Origin of the sequence: Aliivibrio sifiae (genome assembly GCF_002954715.1) — a bacterium.
Classification (GTDB): domain Bacteria; phylum Pseudomonadota; class Gammaproteobacteria; order Enterobacterales; family Vibrionaceae; genus Aliivibrio; species Aliivibrio sifiae.
Genome location: NZ_MSCP01000001.1, coordinates 1,411,070 through 1,429,809, shown reverse-complemented (window position 1 = coordinate 1,429,809; position 18,740 = coordinate 1,411,070). Strand labels below are relative to the sequence as shown.

Annotated in this window: 22 protein-coding genes; 11 read left to right on the top strand and 11 right to left on the bottom strand. The window is 38.4% G+C overall.

Features of this window, described 5'->3' with window-relative positions; all coding sequences use genetic code 11:
* Positions 1-38: 38 nt before the first annotated feature.
* Entirely contained in the window at positions 39-1,244 is a 1,206-nt protein-coding gene (locus BTO23_RS06335) for a NupC/NupG family nucleoside CNT transporter (RefSeq protein ID WP_060990723.1), read from the top strand.
* A gap of 96 nt (positions 1,245-1,340) precedes the next feature.
* Here the strand turns inward: BTO23_RS06335 and BTO23_RS06330 are convergent, their stop codons facing one another.
* Entirely contained in the window at positions 1,341-2,114 is a 774-nt protein-coding gene (locus BTO23_RS06330; protein ID WP_061011691.1) for a hypothetical protein, read from the bottom strand.
* Between the two features lie 344 nt (positions 2,115-2,458).
* Between BTO23_RS06330 and BTO23_RS06325 the strand changes: the two genes are divergently transcribed.
* Entirely contained in the window at positions 2,459-2,902 is a 444-nt protein-coding gene (locus tag BTO23_RS06325) for a hypothetical protein (RefSeq protein WP_105063180.1), read from the top strand.
* A gap of 158 nt (positions 2,903-3,060) precedes the next feature.
* Here the strand turns inward: BTO23_RS06325 and BTO23_RS06320 are convergent, their stop codons facing one another.
* A complete protein-coding gene (locus BTO23_RS06320; RefSeq protein WP_105063179.1) occupies positions 3,061-3,633 on the bottom strand; it encodes a TetR/AcrR family transcriptional regulator in 573 nt (190 codons plus the stop codon).
* Between the two features lie 105 nt (positions 3,634-3,738).
* A complete protein-coding gene (locus BTO23_RS06315) occupies positions 3,739-4,629 on the bottom strand; it encodes a LysR family transcriptional regulator (protein WP_061028497.1) in 891 nt (296 codons plus the stop codon).
* A gap of 98 nt (positions 4,630-4,727) precedes the next feature.
* Between BTO23_RS06315 and BTO23_RS06310 the strand changes: the two genes are divergently transcribed.
* Positions 4,728-5,075 (top strand): DoxX family protein, encoded by a 348-nt coding sequence (locus tag BTO23_RS06310; protein ID WP_061028499.1) that lies wholly within the window; start codon positions 4,728-4,730, stop codon positions 5,073-5,075.
* Between the two features lie 51 nt (positions 5,076-5,126).
* On the opposite strand, the gene BTO23_RS06305 is transcribed toward BTO23_RS06310, so the two are convergent.
* The 5 genes from BTO23_RS06305 to BTO23_RS06285 form a co-directional block, all read right to left on the bottom strand.
* Positions 5,127-6,029, bottom strand: a complete 903-nt coding sequence (locus BTO23_RS06305) for a glucosaminidase domain-containing protein (protein ID WP_105063178.1) — start codon at positions 6,027-6,029, stop codon at positions 5,127-5,129.
* Positions 6,030-6,143: 114 nt separating this feature from the next.
* On the bottom strand, positions 6,144-6,641 hold the full coding sequence (locus BTO23_RS06300; RefSeq protein WP_060990730.1) for a peptidylprolyl isomerase: 498 nt from the start codon (positions 6,639-6,641) through the stop codon (positions 6,144-6,146).
* 49 nt (positions 6,642-6,690) lie between these two features.
* On the bottom strand, positions 6,691-7,542 hold the full coding sequence (gene bla, locus BTO23_RS06295; RefSeq protein WP_060990731.1) for a class A beta-lactamase: 852 nt from the start codon (positions 7,540-7,542) through the stop codon (positions 6,691-6,693).
* A gap of 36 nt (positions 7,543-7,578) precedes the next feature.
* Positions 7,579-8,496 (bottom strand): 1-aminocyclopropane-1-carboxylate deaminase/D-cysteine desulfhydrase, encoded by a 918-nt coding sequence (locus BTO23_RS06290; RefSeq protein ID WP_105063177.1) that lies wholly within the window; start codon positions 8,494-8,496, stop codon positions 7,579-7,581.
* 82 nt (positions 8,497-8,578) lie between these two features.
* Positions 8,579-8,923 (bottom strand): YajD family HNH nuclease, encoded by a 345-nt coding sequence (locus BTO23_RS06285; RefSeq protein ID WP_060990733.1) that lies wholly within the window; start codon positions 8,921-8,923, stop codon positions 8,579-8,581.
* A gap of 71 nt (positions 8,924-8,994) precedes the next feature.
* On the opposite strand from BTO23_RS06285, the gene BTO23_RS06280 reads away from it, so the two are divergent.
* Positions 8,995-9,462, top strand: a complete 468-nt coding sequence (locus tag BTO23_RS06280) for a methyltransferase family protein (protein WP_061028502.1) — start codon at positions 8,995-8,997, stop codon at positions 9,460-9,462.
* An 11-nt stretch (positions 9,463-9,473) separates the two neighbouring features.
* On the opposite strand, the gene BTO23_RS06275 is transcribed toward BTO23_RS06280, so the two are convergent.
* Positions 9,474-9,722: a DUF2798 domain-containing protein gene (locus BTO23_RS06275; RefSeq protein WP_060990736.1), complete on the bottom strand. Its 249-nt coding sequence runs from the start codon at positions 9,720-9,722 to the stop codon at positions 9,474-9,476.
* A 126-nt stretch (positions 9,723-9,848) separates the two neighbouring features.
* On the opposite strand from BTO23_RS06275, the gene BTO23_RS06270 reads away from it, so the two are divergent.
* The 7 genes from BTO23_RS06270 to BTO23_RS06240 all read left to right on the top strand — a co-directional run bounded on the left by BTO23_RS06270 (position 9,849) and on the right by BTO23_RS06240 (position 17,006).
* Complete coding sequence (locus BTO23_RS06270) at positions 9,849-10,733, top strand: LysR family transcriptional regulator (protein ID WP_061002187.1); 885 nt, start codon at positions 9,849-9,851, stop codon at positions 10,731-10,733.
* A gap of 107 nt (positions 10,734-10,840) precedes the next feature.
* Complete coding sequence (locus BTO23_RS06265) at positions 10,841-11,617, top strand: outer membrane lipoprotein-sorting protein (RefSeq protein WP_060990738.1); 777 nt, start codon at positions 10,841-10,843, stop codon at positions 11,615-11,617.
* A gap of 21 nt (positions 11,618-11,638) precedes the next feature.
* A complete protein-coding gene (locus tag BTO23_RS06260; RefSeq protein ID WP_061036814.1) occupies positions 11,639-12,868 on the top strand; it encodes an ABC transporter permease in 1,230 nt (409 codons plus the stop codon).
* Positions 12,858-14,075 (top strand): ABC transporter permease, encoded by a 1,218-nt coding sequence (locus tag BTO23_RS06255; RefSeq protein WP_105063176.1) that lies wholly within the window; start codon positions 12,858-12,860, stop codon positions 14,073-14,075. Before BTO23_RS06260 ends, BTO23_RS06255 begins: the two co-directional genes overlap by 11 nt.
* A gap of 10 nt (positions 14,076-14,085) precedes the next feature.
* Complete coding sequence (locus BTO23_RS06250) at positions 14,086-14,769, top strand: ABC transporter ATP-binding protein (RefSeq protein ID WP_061002191.1); 684 nt, start codon at positions 14,086-14,088, stop codon at positions 14,767-14,769.
* 131 nt (positions 14,770-14,900) lie between these two features.
* Positions 14,901-15,782, top strand: coding sequence for a DnaJ C-terminal domain-containing protein (locus tag BTO23_RS06245; protein WP_105063175.1), 882 nt, complete (start codon positions 14,901-14,903; stop codon positions 15,780-15,782).
* Positions 15,783-15,821: 39 nt separating this feature from the next.
* Positions 15,822-17,006, top strand: a complete 1,185-nt coding sequence (locus BTO23_RS06240) for a hypothetical protein (RefSeq protein WP_105063174.1) — start codon at positions 15,822-15,824, stop codon at positions 17,004-17,006.
* Positions 17,007-17,047: 41 nt separating this feature from the next.
* On the opposite strand, the gene BTO23_RS06235 is transcribed toward BTO23_RS06240, so the two are convergent.
* Together BTO23_RS06235 and BTO23_RS06230 are read right to left on the bottom strand one after the other, a co-directional pair.
* On the bottom strand, positions 17,048-17,401 hold the full coding sequence (locus BTO23_RS06235; protein WP_060990744.1) for a DUF805 domain-containing protein: 354 nt from the start codon (positions 17,399-17,401) through the stop codon (positions 17,048-17,050).
* A gap of 266 nt (positions 17,402-17,667) precedes the next feature.
* Positions 17,668-18,651, bottom strand: a complete 984-nt coding sequence (locus BTO23_RS06230) for an HAD family hydrolase (protein WP_061002195.1) — start codon at positions 18,649-18,651, stop codon at positions 17,668-17,670.
* Positions 18,652-18,740: the final 89 nt, after the last annotated feature.

Here is an 18,740-nt window from a genome sequence, read left to right as displayed (position 1 = left end):
AGAATGCGGGTTCATTTTCGATAGCACAGGTTACTGTCATGACATCGCTACTTGGTATTTTCGCCATTTTACTATTTGCTTATTTATGTTCGACTGATCGCCGCAACATCCCTTTAAGAACCGTTTCTTTGGCGTTTGGTCTGCAAATTCTATTTGCTCTATTGGTCCTTTATGTTCCTGCAGGTAAAGAAGTTTTAAACTCAGTAACTGCTGGTGTTTCAAGCGTAATTGATTACGGACAACAAGGGATTGCATTTTTATTTGGTGGTTTAGCGACAGGCAAAGTCGGCTTTGTGTTTGCTATTAATGTGCTTGGTATTATCATTTTCTTCTCTGCTCTTATTTCTGCGCTTTACCATCTTGGTATTATGCCTAAAGTGATTAACTTTATTGGTGGTGGCTTACAACGCTTATTGGGTACAGGACGTGCAGAATCACTTGCTGCGACTGCTAACATCTTTGTGAGTATGGTTGAGGCTCCACTTGTCGTTAAACCTTACTTGAAGCACATGAGTGATTCTCAATTTTTTGCAGTAATGACCTGTGGTTTGGCGTCTGTGGCTGGCGGTACAATGGTTGGCTATGCATCACTTGGTGTTGATCTTAACTTCCTGATCTCAGCGGCATTCATGTCAGCACCGGCTGGTTTATTGATGGCAAAAATGATGGTGCCACCAGGTAACGAAGAGAATAACGACGATGAGATCACTTCAGTAGAAATCGATCACGCAACTAATGTATTTGAAGCATTGGCTGACGGCGCAATGTCTGGTTTACGTATTGCAGTAGCAGTAGGTACAACGCTATTAGCATTCGTGAGTGTGATTGCATTGCTAAATGGCTTATTAGGTCATGTGGGCGATTTATTTGGGTTTAATCTGAGCTTTGAATTGATCCTTGGCTATGTATTTGCACCTGTGGCTTTCTTGTTAGGCGTGCCATGGAACGAAGCGATTCTTGCGGGTTCATTAATTGGTAATAAGATCGTGGTAAATGAGTTTGTTGCCTTCATCCAATTGATGGAAGTGAAAGATCAATTAAGTGATCATTCAGTGGCTATCGTGACTTTTGCCTTGTGCGGTTTTGCAAACATTTCAACCATGGCTATTTTGATTGGTGGTTTGGGAAGTTTAGTACCAGAGCGTCGTTCGTTCATTGCTAAAATGGGTTTCCGAGCAATCACTGCGGGTGTATTAGCGAACTTAATGAGTGCCGCGATTGCAGGTGTGATTCTTTCTTTATAGAAAGACGCAGCAGCACATAGAATAGAACAGAGGCGCTCAATTGAGTGCCTCTTTTTTTAGCTCGTCTTGGCGTTATTAAGAGGTAGGGTAGAGACTTTAGAAATACAGTCCAACACCAACAAGGAAGCCTTGTGAGGCGGTGTTATAAGTGAATGTGCCTTCATTATCATAATCAACCCAAGTGGATTTATACGCCATGTTTAAATCTGACCATTCGTTCATTTCATATCGCACCCCAGTTAATACGGAACTTGTGAAACTGGTATCGCTGCTTAACCCTGCATCGATACTAGCGTGAAATTGCCATTGTTCGGTAATGTCAGTTATCCAACGTGCACCAATTAAGTAATCTACCCAATCTTCATTTAAGCTTCGGCTTGCATCCAACTTTCCGCCGTCGGTATATAACTTGGCATCAATGTCGTTATCCCACCAACGGATACCAAACATATAATCAATTGATCCAAAATCGTATTGATAACGTCTAAACCCTTTGGCTTCTAGTACCCCTTGTCGTATGTCGACTTTACCTTTAAGTAATTCTACTGATTTATTGAATACCGCATCGGATTTCCCACTGAGTTTCATGTAGCTATAATCAAGGTAATAACCCCATTGATTATCATATATGCCTTCAAGGTGAAGCATTGCGCCCATGTCTATATGATCCATGATGAATTTAGGATCAACATCAACGTCTGTTGAAAAGTTACCAATCGTACTGTCGCCTCGAATATTCAGTGCCAAAGCATAGATCTCGACACTGTGTTCCCATCCGGATTTTTCTGTATTCATTTCATCTGCAATTGCAGATGTTCCAAGAAAAGAGAGGGCGAGTAAACTGGTAGAAAGAGCATGAATTCTGGTCATTTTCACATCCTTGTTTTTAGGCTATTTTTTGTTCTTCATATAAAGCCTAGTGTATAAAAAAGTGAAATCCAGACTGAGATAGAAAAATAATGAGTCATAACGATTAACAATACGCTGACAAATAAACGCTAGACCGACTGGTTTGTATTGTGTATTATGTCGCCAATCTAATAACAAGGTGGCTAATGAAAAGCAAAGTGAAAAATTAACTGCGTTAGAGTGATTTTAATCGATCGTTGTGCATTTCATTTAACTGTCGATGATGCGTATTGTTACTGGAATATGGATTTAGATAACGGCAATTCCTATATTAAGTTTATAACTACTTTTTTGAGAGTTCGATTATGTTAGAACGTTTTTTTGAAAAAACCATGAAAGCCTATTTGTTAGGTACTGGATTTTTAACCGCCACAGCATTCATGACGTTTTTAGCGCCTGAGTGGAGTATGCAAAACCTCTTTTTTTACAACGAAGCGATGATGGAGAATAAAGAATACCTCCAAGCCACTTATCAACATTGGGGTGTGATGGTTGGCTGTATTGGCGTGTTGCTGATGTTTTCTGCGAAATACAAACAATTACGGACTTCAACCATGATTTACAGTGCGTTTGAGAAATCAATGTTTGTTGGATTATTCCTATATAACATATGCGTTAATGAATACAGCTGGTTCTATGGATGGAGTGGAGTATTTGCATTAGATGGCTTTGTTATTGTCTATTCACTTGTTTATCTATATTATTATTTAACGCGTGATAAATCGAAAACGCCAGCGCACCTGCGTTAATTAAAACGAGCATAATAATTAGATTTCTGATGCGAGGCAGAAGGGTATTTCTTTTCAGTTTTCGTCTATTTTGAATATAAAGTGGCCCGATGGTTTGAGACAAACTATTCTAAAACGTAAAAAGCTCGCACAATGACGAGCTTTTTATTTAAGGCTACTTAGCGTTCAAGAATCGCCAGAGTCTCTTGCATTGCGTTCTCAAGGATTTCTCTGCGTTTCTGCATTGCGGCTAACAATGTGCTACCAAGCCATAAGCTATACATCATACGAGAGGTGTCTTCTGGGTTTTGAATAGTGAAGTCGTTCTCAGCATTGCCTTGTTCAAAGAACTGAGCCATACGTTGAATCACTTTTTCTGCGCCTTCAGCCATAACCATCTGCATTTTTCCTGACGCTCCAGAGATTTCACCTGCCAGTTTTACGACTAGACATTTAATATGGAAATCTTCGGTCAATTTAGAGGTTGCCCAGTATTCGAAATACGTTTTTACACGCTCACTGCGAGTCATTGCCTCATCATTCAGAAAAGATTCTAGCGTAGCTAAGTGTTCTTCAAAGTAGTCACTTAGTAAGATCTCTCCAAAATGCTCTTTAGATTTGAAGTAATGATAAAACGAACCTTTCGTTCCTTCGGCTTCATTGATGATTTTCATCAAGCCTACGCCAGCAAAACCATGTTCATTAATCAGTGTAACCCCTGCATCGAGCATAGATTGTCGCATGTCTTTCATCATTATTTACCTGTTACTAAAGTAAGCTAGAAAGTGTAACTGGCCTGTATACCAACCGTCCAGTTTAATTTGGTCAAAAATGTGTCAGATAGCGTGATATTATCGTTATTGGTTTTGGAAATAATCAACGAGATAATCAATAAAAGCTCGAACACGATACGGTTGAAACTCATCGGTTTTATACAAAGCATACATAGGTAACGTGATGGCGTGATACTCAGAAAGAAGGTGGATTAATTCCCCTTTAACCAAGTACTTTTCAATCATCCAACTTGGTAACGCAGCAATACCGTGACCGAGTAAAGCCATTTGTAATAGCATTTCTGAACTATCACTTTTAAATATTTCATTGATCGTGGTTTTAATAGTTTCTTTTTCTGGTAGAGAAAAGTGCCATATATTCGATGGTTTCATTAAGGAATACGTAAGACAGTCATGTTCTTTTAATTCATCAATAGTGCGTGGTGGTGTTTTATTTTTTAGATACGTTGGAGAAGAAAAATAAATGGCCTTGTTCTGAAATAGCAGTCGAGCTTTATAGCTTGAATCTTCTAAAACAGAAGCCCTAATTGCAATATCAATGTTATCTTTAATGAGGTTGATTTGTTGATCATTGACCGAAACATTAATGGTGAGGTTAGGGTGCAAAGACATAAATTGGCTGATAGGTTCTGCTAATAGCATGGTTGCCATTGCACTGGGTACAGAAAGAGTTAACTCTCCTGATACTTGATGTAATTCACCTTTCAAGCGTAACTCTGTGTGCTCCATTTCAATAATTTGCTTTTCACAGTAAACGAAATACTCCGCCCCTTGTGTCGTTAGCTGAATTTTTCGGCTACTACGGTGAAATAACGTAAATCCTATTCTATTTTCAAGCCAAGCGATTTTTTTACTCACAGCACTTTGAGTTAGGTTCAGCTGATTTGCTGTCGCTGTAAAGCTGCCTAATTGAGCAACACGAACAAAGAGTTTAATACAGTCATACTTATCCATAGTATTCCCAATTGGAATGATAGCTAGGTTAAAAGTAGCATTTATCTGAGCTTTAAGGAATGCTTTAATGGCTCTATTGAAACTTAGAGGATAGATACATGAAAGAGATTATGATTGGTTTACTTATCGCGTTTTTTACTTTTGCCAGTTCGATTAAGATCCTTGGTTGGCAGAAATTTATTTTTGAAACACAACTGGCCTTTTTTCATAAGTACGGACTTAATCGTACGATGATGTTTCTTGTAGGGATAATTGAGTTAACAGGAGCCATATTGCTACTTTTGTCTTTAATGAACTCTACTGTTGATTGGTCTGTATATGCGGGAGCAGGGTTGATAGCAGTGACGTCTATTGGCGCAATATTTTTCCATTTTCGTTTTGATAAATTTTCAGATTCAATTCCATCACTAGTGACACTTGCCTTATCAATGTTGATTTTATTGTAATAAAAAACCTCTAGTGATTAGCTAGAGGTTTATGATTTATATTCTCACGAATTATTTAGTGAATTTTATACGAAGTGGTGGTGTTGTATTAAATTCAGCAGTATCAAAGCTATCTAATTTATGATGTTTGATTAATGCTCGTAGATTATCAACATAGGCTTGTCCACGCGTAGAGTAGTGAGATAAAGCTTGAACTAATTCACTGCCTGATAATTTGTTCTCTTGACGTAATTGCTGACGTAAAGTCCAAAGATCTTTATATGCAGAGGTTGTGTTTAAGTTATACATATAACGAGCAGTACCAGCGAATAGGTTATCGAATGCGGCCACTTTTACATGACCGCCAGGGGTACTTAAATACTTACCGCCTTTAGATGATAGATGCTCACCGTATAAACTATTTCCGTTTACTGCAAAGTAACTGGTACCCCAACCACTTTCATCAATGCCTTGCGCTAAAACCATACCAATAGGGATAACATCTAAACGCAGAAGTAACTCGTCAACATTATTTGACTTAATATCATAAGATGCCATTAGGTTTTTCATCCATGCAGTTTCTTCTTGAGTCCACTTCGTTGTTGGTTGCTTAGATAACGAAATTACCTTATTTCTAACGTTTGTTATATGTTTATTTACGTCAATGATGGTCGGCAGCAATAAACGGATAAACCCTGAGGTTTTCTGCTCAACAGGCAATGAATTTAAGTCAGTAGGTAGGTTTTCTACAAAAATAGCAGGCAGACTGTCATTCTTTATTGTGATGTTTAATTGATATTGCTGTTGCTTAAATTGATTGATAAGTGCTTCTGCTGAGGAGATTGTTTGCACTTTTACATCAGGGTAAGGTTGGCTAATTTCTTCCGGAGGAATAGGAAGAGCAGCGTTTGCAACTGATGTTACGATTAATAATACAGGTGCAAAAATAGACGTTAGTTTTTTAGACAAAGACATAAATGGCGTTCCATTGTTCAATCAGATTATTACGTTAGATTAATCTGTGGGATCGAAAACGGCGCCAAATTCAGCACCGTTTTTAGCGTCTATGCGGAGTTAACAGTAGGTCTGTTATTCTTCTACAATAGTCACTTTCTCGATCACAATACTCTCTTTTGGAACATCGTCAAATTCACCGATAGATTTAGTTTTAATTTTAGCTATTTTTTTAACTACATCCATGCCTATTGTCACTTCGCCAAATACGGCATAGCCCCAACCAGCGTTGGTAGTTGCTGTGTGATCAAGGAAGGTATTGTTCGCAATGTTGATAAAGAATTCACTGGTTGCTGAATGAGGAGCATCAGTACGAGCCATAGCGATTGTGCCGTTTAAGTTTTTTAAACCACGGTTTGCTTCATTAACAATAGGGGCGCGCATTTCTTTTTCTTGCATATCAGTCGTAAAACCACCGCCTTGGATCATAAAACCTTTAATAACACGATGGAAAATGGTGCCTTCATAAAAACCGTCTTGGCAGTACTTTAAAAAGTTCTTTGAGCTTACTGGTGCTTTTTCTTTATTTAGCTCAATGTGAATATCGCCGAAATTGGTAGTGAAAATGATCATGATGTTAACGTCTTTTCTAAAATGAATTGAGGGGATTATACGTGCTTTATTACTTTATGGTGAACTCTTTAAATATCGCATTACCAACTTCAACAATAACTTGATTTCGTTCAGCTATATTTAAATCTGTTTGTTTTAGATAAATGGCAATAATGATTGGTGAGCGTTGTTCACTCCATACAATGGCAGTAATACCACGAGAGCCAAAGCCTCCAGCTCCTGATCGATCTGCAATAAACCACTGTTGAGGCAAAATAGAACGTAATAAGGGATCGGAGACCTTGTTATTTACCATCCAAGCTTTTAGTGTACGTTTATCTTTAGCATTAAGTGTTTGACCAAATAGCAGTTCGTTGAGTGTATTAGTCATGGCATTTGGCGTCGTTGTATCTCTAATATCACCACTTTTTGCTTCATTTAAGGCGGGTTCAATACGATCTAATCGAGTGGTATTGTCGCCAATAAAGCGCAAGAATAAGGTTAATGAACTAGGTGTACCGATTTCTGCTAATACGATATTTGCTGCTGTGTTATCACTCATTAACATGGTTGCTTCACACGCTTTTTCAGTGGTAATGGTTTCACCTATTTGTTTCTCTGTAATTGGTGACCACGGAATTAGCGCCTCTTGAGTGATCCTTGTTTGTGCTTGTTTATCTAAAATACCATCACTTGAGTTGTATAGCATTTGAGCACAGAGTAACGTTTTAAATGTACTCATCATTGGAAAACGTTGGTCGCCTTTGTAATTCCAAGTTGTATTTGTTGCGGTATCAAGCACGGAAATACCGATAGTACCAGAGCTTGATAATTCAATGGCTTCAATATTCTCTGTGAGAGATGAAGCAAGTGTGGAATGAGAGAGTAACATTAAACAAAATAAAAGCGTTTTGCGTTTCATTGTATGCCTTAAATATGACTTTTTGTCGTGTATAAATTAATCAAATTTTCGTTGGTATCGAGGTAACATACTTTCATTACCTAACAAACCACCTTGGTGGATATAAACTAGCGTCTGGCCTGTGTTGTTTGGCATCCAATCGACTAAGCAACGCCACATTAAAGGATCGTATAGAAGCTCAAACTCAACGCTTGTTTGTGTTTGAAGTTGTTGCCAAATGTCATAATCGTGACGATATAATTTACCAAAATGATGCTTTTTCTTAGGTACGAGTATATCTGGGTGGTCGGATTCACCAAGCTCCAGAAATTGATCTGTGAGATACTGATTTCCGCCAACGCAAGCACAGGTAATAACTTTGATATCGTGTGCTTTTAAATGCTTGTGAAGAAAGAGGGCGGTTGTTCCTGTACCAGATGGTAAAGCAACCGTTAGAGAGGTGAGTGCTTGTTCTTCTTTCCAAATGATAAGTTCTTGAGCTAATTGCTTTACGCCACTTTCTGCCAGACCACAACGACCACCTTCAGGTACAAATAATTCATGTTCTTTAGGCTGTCTTATATGTTGAATGTAATCCAAACTGCTTAAGACTGAACCATCATCTTGTTTTGCACTTTCAAGTGAATTTAGAGCAATAATATTTGCCCCAAGTGCTAATGCTGCACGATAGTTTCCTTTTGGATTTTCTTGTAAAAACGAAGGAATGTGGTCGACATAAAAGTCTAATTGCCAGTTTTTTAATGTCGCTAATGCAGCTAATGAATACAGAGAGTTAGCCTGTGGAGAACCATAGCCAATGACTGTCGTGATGTTAGGAAAATCACCATCTAATAATCCCATGAATTTTCGAGCTTTGTTACCAGAAAATTGAGGATGGAGTTGGTCATCACGTTTTAAATAGAAGTCGACGCCATTGAATTGATGCTGAGTTACTGGGCTGTTTTGGATTTTCATGATGAGGTTTGAATATTCGTGGAGTAAAAAGAGAATAATGACCTTACCGTGAGTGGAAAGGCCATCTTCATTGTAATGATAGTTACTTTTTCATCATTGATTTTAAAGCGGCAAATGGGTTGTGAGTTGCACCTTGGTGCTCATCTTCACCTGCTTTAATTTCTGAGCCAAATTGATCATGTTCTGTGTATTTTGAATGCTCATGATCATGACAGAAAAGGCACAAAAGCTCCCAGTTGCTACCATCATTAGGGTTGTTTGTGTGGTCATGATCTTTATGGTGAACAGTTAATTCTCGTAGGTTTGAGTACACAAATTCACGCGCACAATTACCACAAACCCAAGGGTATAATTTTAATGCTTTTTCGCGGTAACCACTTTCTTGACGGGCATAGGCGGCACTAGAGCCATAAAAATCAGATGACATAATAATCTCGACTGCTAAAGTTAATACAATAATTATATGGAAAGAATATACCACATTTTTAAGGATAAAATATGTTATCAAAATTAGAACTGAGAATTCCACCGCCGTTAGTCATGTTGTTATTTATGGCGACAGTATTTGTTTTTGACTACATTGCTCCCTTTAATCTATTTTACTTGCCTTGGTTAAGTTATGTTCTCGTCATTAGTTTGATTGTTTTAGGTGGGGTAATTGCTTTATGGGGGGTAAAAAAATTTCGAGAAGCTAAAACAACAGTGAATCCACTTAAACCTGAGAGTTCCTCATCCTTAGTTAACTCTGGTATTTATCAATACACTCGTAACCCTATGTACCTTGGACTATTACTGACTTTGCTAAGTAGCGTTGCTTATACCCAACATCCATTGGGTTTAGTGAGCGCATTAGGCTTCGTTCTTTATATAAATCGTTTTCAAATTGAACCTGAAGAGAAAATGTTGGGTACTTTATTTGGAGACGAATTTGTTGAATATACCAATCGAGTAAAGCGTTGGTTTTAATTAACGAATAACTATGATGCTGTGACCGGTTGAGTTTTTTTGTCTCGGCATAGCCAAGTAGTAAATTGTCGGATCTTAGGTAGTATAGTAAGGTTCGCTACAATCGCGACAGGCCATGCGATAGTAAAGCCCTCCATCCAAGCGGATACCCATTCTAGGCTCACTCCTCCCATCCTAATTGCAGACATTGACCCTGACATTAATAGCGCCATTGTGATAGAAGAAAGTAAAGCGGATAGCCAAAACTGTTTTTTATTCATAAATATCCTCTTATGTTGTTTGGTAATAATATTATTTATTAGTGTGGTTGCTTTCTAGCGTGATTATTTGAACAAGATTAAGTATATTAATTTCATTAATGATAAAAAATAGTGAGATTTGAAAGTATGAATTCCATATTTGGGACTATTGATGATTTATTCTTATTTTGCAAAGTGGTTCAATTAGGTTCTCAACAAGCGGCAGCGAAAGCGTTGAATCTTCCAGTATCAACCGTGTCACGTCGCCTTTCTTTAATGGAAGAAAAACTGGCAGTGCGGTTATTAGAAAAGAAGGGCAGAGAACTGGTTCCAACGGAAACGGGACAACAGTATTACCAATTGCTTGAGAGCCAATTTTCAGATTTAGAGAGTCATTGTTATCAATTAAGTGAACACGTTGATGAAGTCACGGGGACGATTCGTTTGTCTCTGCCATACCGCTTCTATAATGCGTACATAAGAGATCTGATTGTCGATTTTTTAGTGGAGTTTCCACAAACACAAATAGAAGTGAGTTTGTGTGCTGAGGATGCCTTACCTGAAACCGATCGAGATTTAGTGCTGACATTTGATATCAGCCGCGCAGAGGGCATGATAGCGAGGCCTCTTTTTCTAGCAAAACATGGGGTCTTTGTTTCTAAAAGCTACATAGATAAACAAGCAGTATCAGATATTGAGACACTAGATATAGAAGTGCTAGATTGGATCCGATTAGAAGATAAAACCAACATAACTTACATTGATGCGACTCAAACTTTAAAGCAGATAAATATTCGCCCTCGCTTACAAGTAAACGATCTTGATCAGGTACTTCATGCCGCGATTAAAGGATTAGGAGCGGCGAGATTACCTGTGCATCTGATTCAACCTGAGATGAACTTAGTTGAGATTTTTAGCGATTGCCAATTCCCATCAAGGCAATCTTATCTGGTGTATAAAGAGCGTAAATTTCAGCCTAAAGCATTAACCATTTTGGTTGAGCGGATTATTAATACGATGGCCCGATCTTGACATTATCCTGACAGAGATTTGCTGTTTTTCGTCTTAGAGGTCACGATTTAATCACAATAAATCCATTAAAATATGTTCATAAATTAAACATCATGGCTAGGTGTATTATGAAAAAGAAAATTAAACTTATTATCAAAATCGCACTGTTTTTTGCTTTTTTCGGCGTTGTTGGGCATGTTTTTGCTGCGGAATCACTAACAGCAAATGCAATAGTGAAAAAGTCAGATCAACAAATGCGTGGTGATTCGAGCTATACAGAGCTGACCATGAACATCATTCGTCCTGACTGGACTCGTAGCATGAGCATGAAAAGTTGGACTAAAGAACAAAATCTTTCTTTAGTGTTAATTACTGGTCCAGCTAAAGATCGCGGAAGTGCTTCATTAAAACGTGATAAAGAGATGTGGAGTTGGATCCCGAATATTGAACGTGTGATTAAAATTGCCCCTTCAATGCTAGGTCAATCATGGATGGGTTCGGATTTTACTAATGATGATTTGATTAACCAATCTTCTATCGTGGTGGATTACGATCATAAAATCATTAAAGAAGACGTGATCGATGGGGATAAAACTTGGGTGATCGACGCCATTGCCAAACCAGATGCTCCGGTTGTATGGAGTAAAGTTCGCTTGTGGATTTCAAAAAAGACATTTTTACAGCGTAAAGTTGAATCTTACGATGAGTTTGATGAACTAGTTAATACTATGACGACCTATGATGTGCAGAACTTGGGTGGAAGAATGGTCGCAACTCGAATGGAGATGATCCCAGCAGATAAGCCTGGTAATAAAACAGAAATGATTACGCATAAAGCCCATTTTAATTTCTTGATTAATGATGAATTTTTCTCTCAAGCGCAGATGAAGTCGTTGCGTAATTAATGTAATTATTAGGCGGTAAACATGCTTATTAAGTTAGCTTGGCGAAACCTATGGCGACAAAAAAGACGAACCTTATTAACGGCTTTTGCTTTAGCATTAGCCCTAATATTGTCGTTATTAATGCGAAGTATTCAAGAAGGAAGTTATACCGCCAATATTGAGAATGCGGCACGTTTATCTACAGGCCTTATTCAATTACAAAACCCCGAATTTAAAGAAAGCCAAAGTATTGATGACTTATTACCCATGAGTGATGAGTTTATTCAACCTGCCAAACAACAGCCCAATATTGAATTTACATTACCAAGAATTGAAACCTTTTCTCTTGCTGCTGCCAAGGATAAATCAAAAGGCGTTATGGTTGTTGGTGTTGCTCCACAAGAAGAAAATGCCTATTCAAAGTTGGCAGATAAAGTGGTTAAAGGGGAGTACTTCTCAGAAAACGACAAATCCATTTTACTGTCAGAAGGGCTTTCTCAATTTTTTAATGTGGATGTTGGAGATGAAGTCGTACTTTATGGGCAGGGCTACCGTGGGCAAACGGCTGCAGGTTTGTATCACATCAGAGGGATTGTGCATTTCCCTATGCCAGAGTTGAATAACCAACTGGTTTATTTACCCATTAAAGAAGCGTCAATGCTATTTAGTACTGAAAACCAAGTAACAGCTTGGGTGCTTCATACGCGTGATTTTTCTCAATTACGACAAACGGTAAATGATCTTCAGATAGGTTATGGCTCAACGGTTTCAGTCCGTCCTTGGAATGATCTTAGCCCTGAAATGGAACAACAGATCCAGATTGATAGGGTGAGCGGAATTGTCATGATGTATATATTATACGGCATTGTTGGTTTTGCTCTTTTTGCCACGTTATTGATGATGACCTTAGAAAGGCAGCGTGAATTTGGCGTTATGTTAGCTACAGGGATGGGGCGAATGCGATTATTACAATTGCTCATTTTTGAATCCCTATTTATTTCACTGTTAGGTATCGCTATCGGATTGATTATCGCATCACCAGTCTTAGGTTATTTATATTTTAATCCGATTACGTTAACTGGAGATACCGCCATTGCGATGCTTGAAATGGGGTATGAGCCAATCATTCCAGTATTAATTAGCTCATGGCTGTTCATTAATCAAATTATGGTTGTCATCGGTTTATTGTTTTTGTGTTTACTCTACCCGCTATGGCGTATCTATCATTTAAATATTGTCTCTGCGTTAAAAGGAGGTTCGCATGCTACTTAAATTGGCGTGGCGCAATGTATGGCGTAATAAGTTACGTACCTCCATCATGATCGGTGCAATGGTATTTGGTGTGGTTGGTGTGATATTGATGATGGGATTTATGAATGGCATTATCGATAATCTTGTAAAAAATGCGATTCAATGGCAAACCAGTCATATTCAAATTCACCAAAAAAACTATGCAATTAATCCCGATATCAACTCAGTCATCGATGATGAAGCGAAAATCACAGCGTTATTAGAACACGCTCCAGAAGTGAAAGCCTGGACTAGCAGAACCTTAGTTAACGGCATGATAGCTTCAGCGCGTAGTACGAGAGGGATTCAACTTAACGGTATTGATTTAGTATCAGAGCCGACCATAACCCCAATTAGAAGCCATATTATTGATGGGGAGTGGTTAGATGATCATGGGCGAAATCCGATTTTAGTCTCGCAGAAAACCGCAGAACGCTTAAAGCTAAGGGTATTTTCTAAAGTGGTGATCACTTTTACTGACACAACAGGAGAAGTCACCGGTGCTGCCTTTAGGGTGAAAGGGATTTTTAAAACCTCATCCAGTGCGTTTGATGATGCTAATGTGTATGTAAGAAAAATGGATCTTCAATCTTTAGGCTTGGTTTATTTCGATCATGAGATTGCGATGGTATTGCATAATGAAGATCAGGTGACTGAATTTAGAGATAAGCTGAGTTTGACCGTTTCAGATAAGAATAGAGTACAAGATTGGCTTCAATTACAACCACTGTTATCAACCATGATGAGTTCAATGGCGGCAGGCAATCAGATCATTCTCGTGATCTTTGTTATCGCAATGGGGTTTGGGATCATCAATATATTGTTGATGTCAGTGTTTGAACGCACCAGAGAATTTGGCGTTCTGATGGCGGTGGGGATGAAGAAAGAAAATATACGCCGCTTGATCATTATAGAGTCAGGGTTTATCGGCTTTATTGGGGCTGGTGCTGGTGTGATATTTTCTATTCTCTTTATCTATGTATTAAGTAAAACAGGAATTCCATTGGATGCAATGGCGGAGGGACTAAATGCGTTTGGGGTTGATTCAGTGTTATACCCAAGCGTTTCGATAACCGATTATCTCGCGGTTTTTACTATGGTCTGGTGTGTGAGTGTATTAGCTGGTGTGTATCCTGCGCATCAAATTATCAAAAAGAAACCCGTCGAAGCCATGGCAGAGAAGCAATAAGGTAAAAAGTATGACGATAAAAATTGAACAGTTATGCAAAACCTATAATCAGGAGTCAGATTTTCCTGTTCACGCTGTTGACCATCTGGATTTACAGATAGAACAGGGTGAGTTTGTTGCAGTGATTGGTCCCTCAGGTTCTGGGAAAACCACATTATTAAATATGATGGGGGGGATAGATAGTGCAACGTCGGGAAATGTCAGTATTGATGGCAATGAATTGACCACTATGGACGAAAAAGAGCTGATAGAGTTTCGTCGTGACAATATTGGATTTATCTTTCAAGATTACAGCTTACTTCCGGTATTGACCGCATTAGAGAATGTAGAGTTTGTAATGCAACTCCAAGGTCATTCTGAAGCAGAATGCAAACAAAGAGCCCAAGTATTATTGAAGAAAGTAGGGCTAGAAAATCAACAACATAAACGCCCAGCGCAACTCTCTGGTGGACAACAACAACGAGTGGCTGTCGCAAGAGCATTAGCTCCACAACCACGCTTTATTATGGCGGATGAACCTACCGCCAACCTTGATGCAAAAAGTACTTCAGAACTGCTTGATATAATGGAAGCATTAAATCAAGAAGAAGGGACGACTTTCATTTTTTCAACTCATGATTCACGGGTATTTAATCGAGCCAAGCGTATTATTGTGTTTGAAGATGGGCAGTTAAAAGAAGATAAAGCACAATAAGTTACCGCTTTATGTGAGATAGATCTTGACCTTAATCTGATAGGACATAAACTTCACTGATTAGATTTATTCAATAACAGGCGTTTGAGCTCTCTCTTGCGCCTGTTTCTATTCATTGACGAGGTTAAGTCATGTCTAAACGTGATTATTATGATGTCCTTGGTGTGCCAAAAAGCAGCACAGAAAAAGAGATCAAAAAAGCATATAAACGTCTTGCGATGAAATACCACCCAGATAAGAATCAGGGTGATGCTCAAGCAGCAGACAAATTCAAAGAAATTAAAGAAGCGTATGAAATCCTAACCGATGCTGATAAACGTGGTCAGTATGATGACTACGGACATGCTGCATTTAAAAATGGCGGCATGGGCGGCGGTGGTGGCTTTGGAGGGTTTGAAGATATTTTCGGTGGTGCATTTGGCGGCGGCGGTCGTAGCCGTGGTGGTTTCGGTGGCGGATTTGAGGATATGTTCTCTCAACAGCGTCAACCTCGCCCTAAAAAAGGACAAGATCGTCAATTCAATTTGACCGTTGAATTTGCTGAGGCAATTAATGGTTGTGAGCAAATCATTGAGTTACCGATTAATGGCGTAAACAAGAAAATCAACGTTAAAGTACCTGCTGGTATTGAAGATGGTGAAAAAATTCGTTTCGTTGGAAAAGGTGAAGCCGGTGCATTTGGTGGCCCTGCGGGTGATTTGCTTATTCAAATTAATACTCGTCCACACACGCATTTAAAACGTGATGGTAATGATTTAATTTGCCCAGTAACGACCGATTTTGTTACCGCAGCATTAGGTGGTGAAGTCGAGATCCAAACATTAGAAAGTCGCTTCAAGCTTAAAGTTCCAGCAGGAACTCAAAGTGGTCGTAAATTCCGAATGAAAGAAAAAGGCGTGAAAAGCCGTAAAGGAATGACTGGAGATCTAATGGTTGAGATTATCGTGGCAACCCCGACAAATCTGAACGAAAAACAGAAAGAATTATTGATGGAGTTTAAAGAGTTAGCGTAAGCTTACTAAATCAATATATTCTAATAGGAGGCATGAACGATGAATAGATTATTCACAACGTTCGTGCCTTTTTTATTGCCTATTAGTTTATTTAGTTATGCTGAAATCCCCGGTTTAACGCCTGAAAAAAATTGGAATTTAGGCGGTTATGTAAAATACATGGCAAGCAGTACTATTCCAAACTCTTCTTCTGAATCTTCTAGCTTTGATAACTTGATCCATCAGCGATTTAATTTTGAATATCGTTTTAATGATGAATTACGAGTTAATCTAGGTATGCGAAACCGTCTTATGTTTGGTGATACTGCAAGACATGCGAACTATGGTGACTTTATCTCGTACGATTCTGGTTATGTCGATCTTTCTAAAAATTGGATTGATAAGAACGGAGTGGTTGGTAATTCACAGTTTGATCGTGCTTATATTAATTGGAGTAAAGACGATTGGCAGTTACGTGCAGGCCGTTTTCGTATTAATTGGGGAATGACGACGGTTTGGAATCCGAATGATATCTTCAATTCCTATTCAATTTATGATTTTGATTATGAAGATCGCCCCGGCAGTGATGCCTTGATGGTGACAAAGAACTTAGGTTTTGCGAGTTCTGTTGATGTAGTGATAAACCCAAATAAAGACAGTGAATTAAATAGCTATGCGAGTCGGTATTTATTTAATAATCAAGGGTGGGATATGCAGCTATTATTAGGTAAGTCCCACTTGGATTATGTGATTGGTGTTGGTTTTGCTGGTGATATTTATAGAGCAGGGTTAAGAGGTGAGTTCAGTTGGTTTGAACCAACGCAGCGTTATTATCAAAACGAAGAACTAACGGCATCAAGTGTCTCTAGTTTAGAGATGGATTATAGTATTAATAGTAGCGCTAACTGGGCTATCCAAGGTTCTATTATGTATATATCAGAGCCGCAAGATGTTGAAAATACGGTAAGTTATTTAAATCTTCCGTTAACCGCTAGAACGTTAAGTTTTACCCATTGGACATGGTATTCGAGCATTGGCTTTGATACATCAGCACTAAATAGAGTGATGCTTATCGGCACTTATTATGATGACGGTTCGTATTTTATAGGGATGAATAATACGTATTCATTAGCAGATAATTGGCAATTACTGGGTGTGGTTCAGTACTTTGATGGTTCAACTGATAGCGTGTTTGGAGAGAATCCAAATACTTTGCTATATGCGCAAGTGAAATGGAGTTTTTAAAAACGAGCGGTTATGCTCGTTTTATTAATATAAATGGCCCACTAGTTTGGCTCTGGGCCAAATTTATTGTCGCCTTCATTACCAGATAAGCATCCGCATTCGATTAATAGCCATAGACCACCAATGAATGGAACTAAACTAATCAACATCCACCAACCACTTTTATTGCGGTCATGAAATCGTTTAATATAAAGCGCGCATGATTCCCAAAGGTTAAGAACAAGAGCAATTAAAATCACTACAAAACCTGCCGCGCTAGGTGCATTTGTTTCTAGATCGAATGTCATTGATAAAAGTACAAATAGAATAAGTGTTTGCACTAACATAAATAGTGTACCTAACCAAAACTGCTTACGATTTATACGTCCTTCAAAAGAAAATAAGATGTTCTTCATTTTTATTATACCGTTCTATTTAATTACCAATAGGGCAATTATTATGGGGCTAAATTATACTCAAGAATATAAAAGTATGTTGCCTAAACCCCTAGGTAAATGCATCAATTGCCCAGTTAGAATAACTACTTACAAGAATTTTTCCTTACTCTTGAGTTATTTTCCTGCGTAATAAATAGATCATCTAATTAGTTACATTGGTATTATATTTAATTTAAAGCGTGATATCCCCCTTAATATAAAAGGGGGATAAGTTAGATTCGGTGCTAATAAACTGTACACCATTCATTTTTCATGTCGATAAGATGCCAGTTATCACGTTGGTTAGCCTCATCCATTGCTTTGTCTAAATGGCCAACGCTCGACTTACGATCATATTCCCATTCACGTTTTTTATCGGTGTGATGAACTATCATTGCCATTGAGTTTGGTTGGCTTGTTGCCCATTGCATCATCGCCTGATCGCCATCTGAGTTACCAATCGCTAATACCGGTTTTTTCCCAATGATTTGTTGAATGTTTTCTACTTTTCCTGCTTTATCATCATTGGTTAGTATTTGAGGTTGCTTAGTCACCGTTGGATTACCATTGTTATAATCATATTTGTATTTAAGTGCGCTACCGATGATCTGCTCTTCAGGAATTCCGTATACTTCTGGTGCCCATGAACGCATAAAGTCAACGCCACCTCCAGATACGATATAAGTTTTAAAATCATGATCTTGTAGGTAAGTTATCATTTCTCGCATCGGTTTATACGTTAGTTCGGTATATGCTTTTTTGAAGTGTGGATCTTTTGCTACTTTTAACCATTGAGTAACGGTTTCTTGGTATTCTTCCACTGTCATGCCACTATGAGTTGCAATGATAAGTTTTAGTAGTGATTTCTCACCTCCAGCAAACACTCCTTTGATATCGTTATTCAAAACAGATTTAAATGGTTCTTGTGTTTTCCATTCAGGATGTTCTTTTGCCATATTCTTTACTTGGTCTAGCGCGAAAGCTAACTGGAAGTAATATGGCTTTTCCGACCATAATGTTCCATCATTATCGAAAACGGCGATACGATCTTGCTGTGGAATAAATGTCTTTTTTGAGGAGTCTGTTGATTGTTCTACGTAGTTCACAATCGCAGTTTTACTTGTGCCATCTTCCCATGAAGGCAGTAGGTTTGGATCGCAATCTAAAGCCATCGCTGAAAATGATAGGCCAGACAAGATTGCTAGGGTGCAGATATTTTTCTTATTCATATTATTATTTACCTAAAGTTTGTATATGTTTAAGGCTAAGCGTAAAGCTATACTCCGATATAACTATAGACTGGCTATGAAGCCATTAT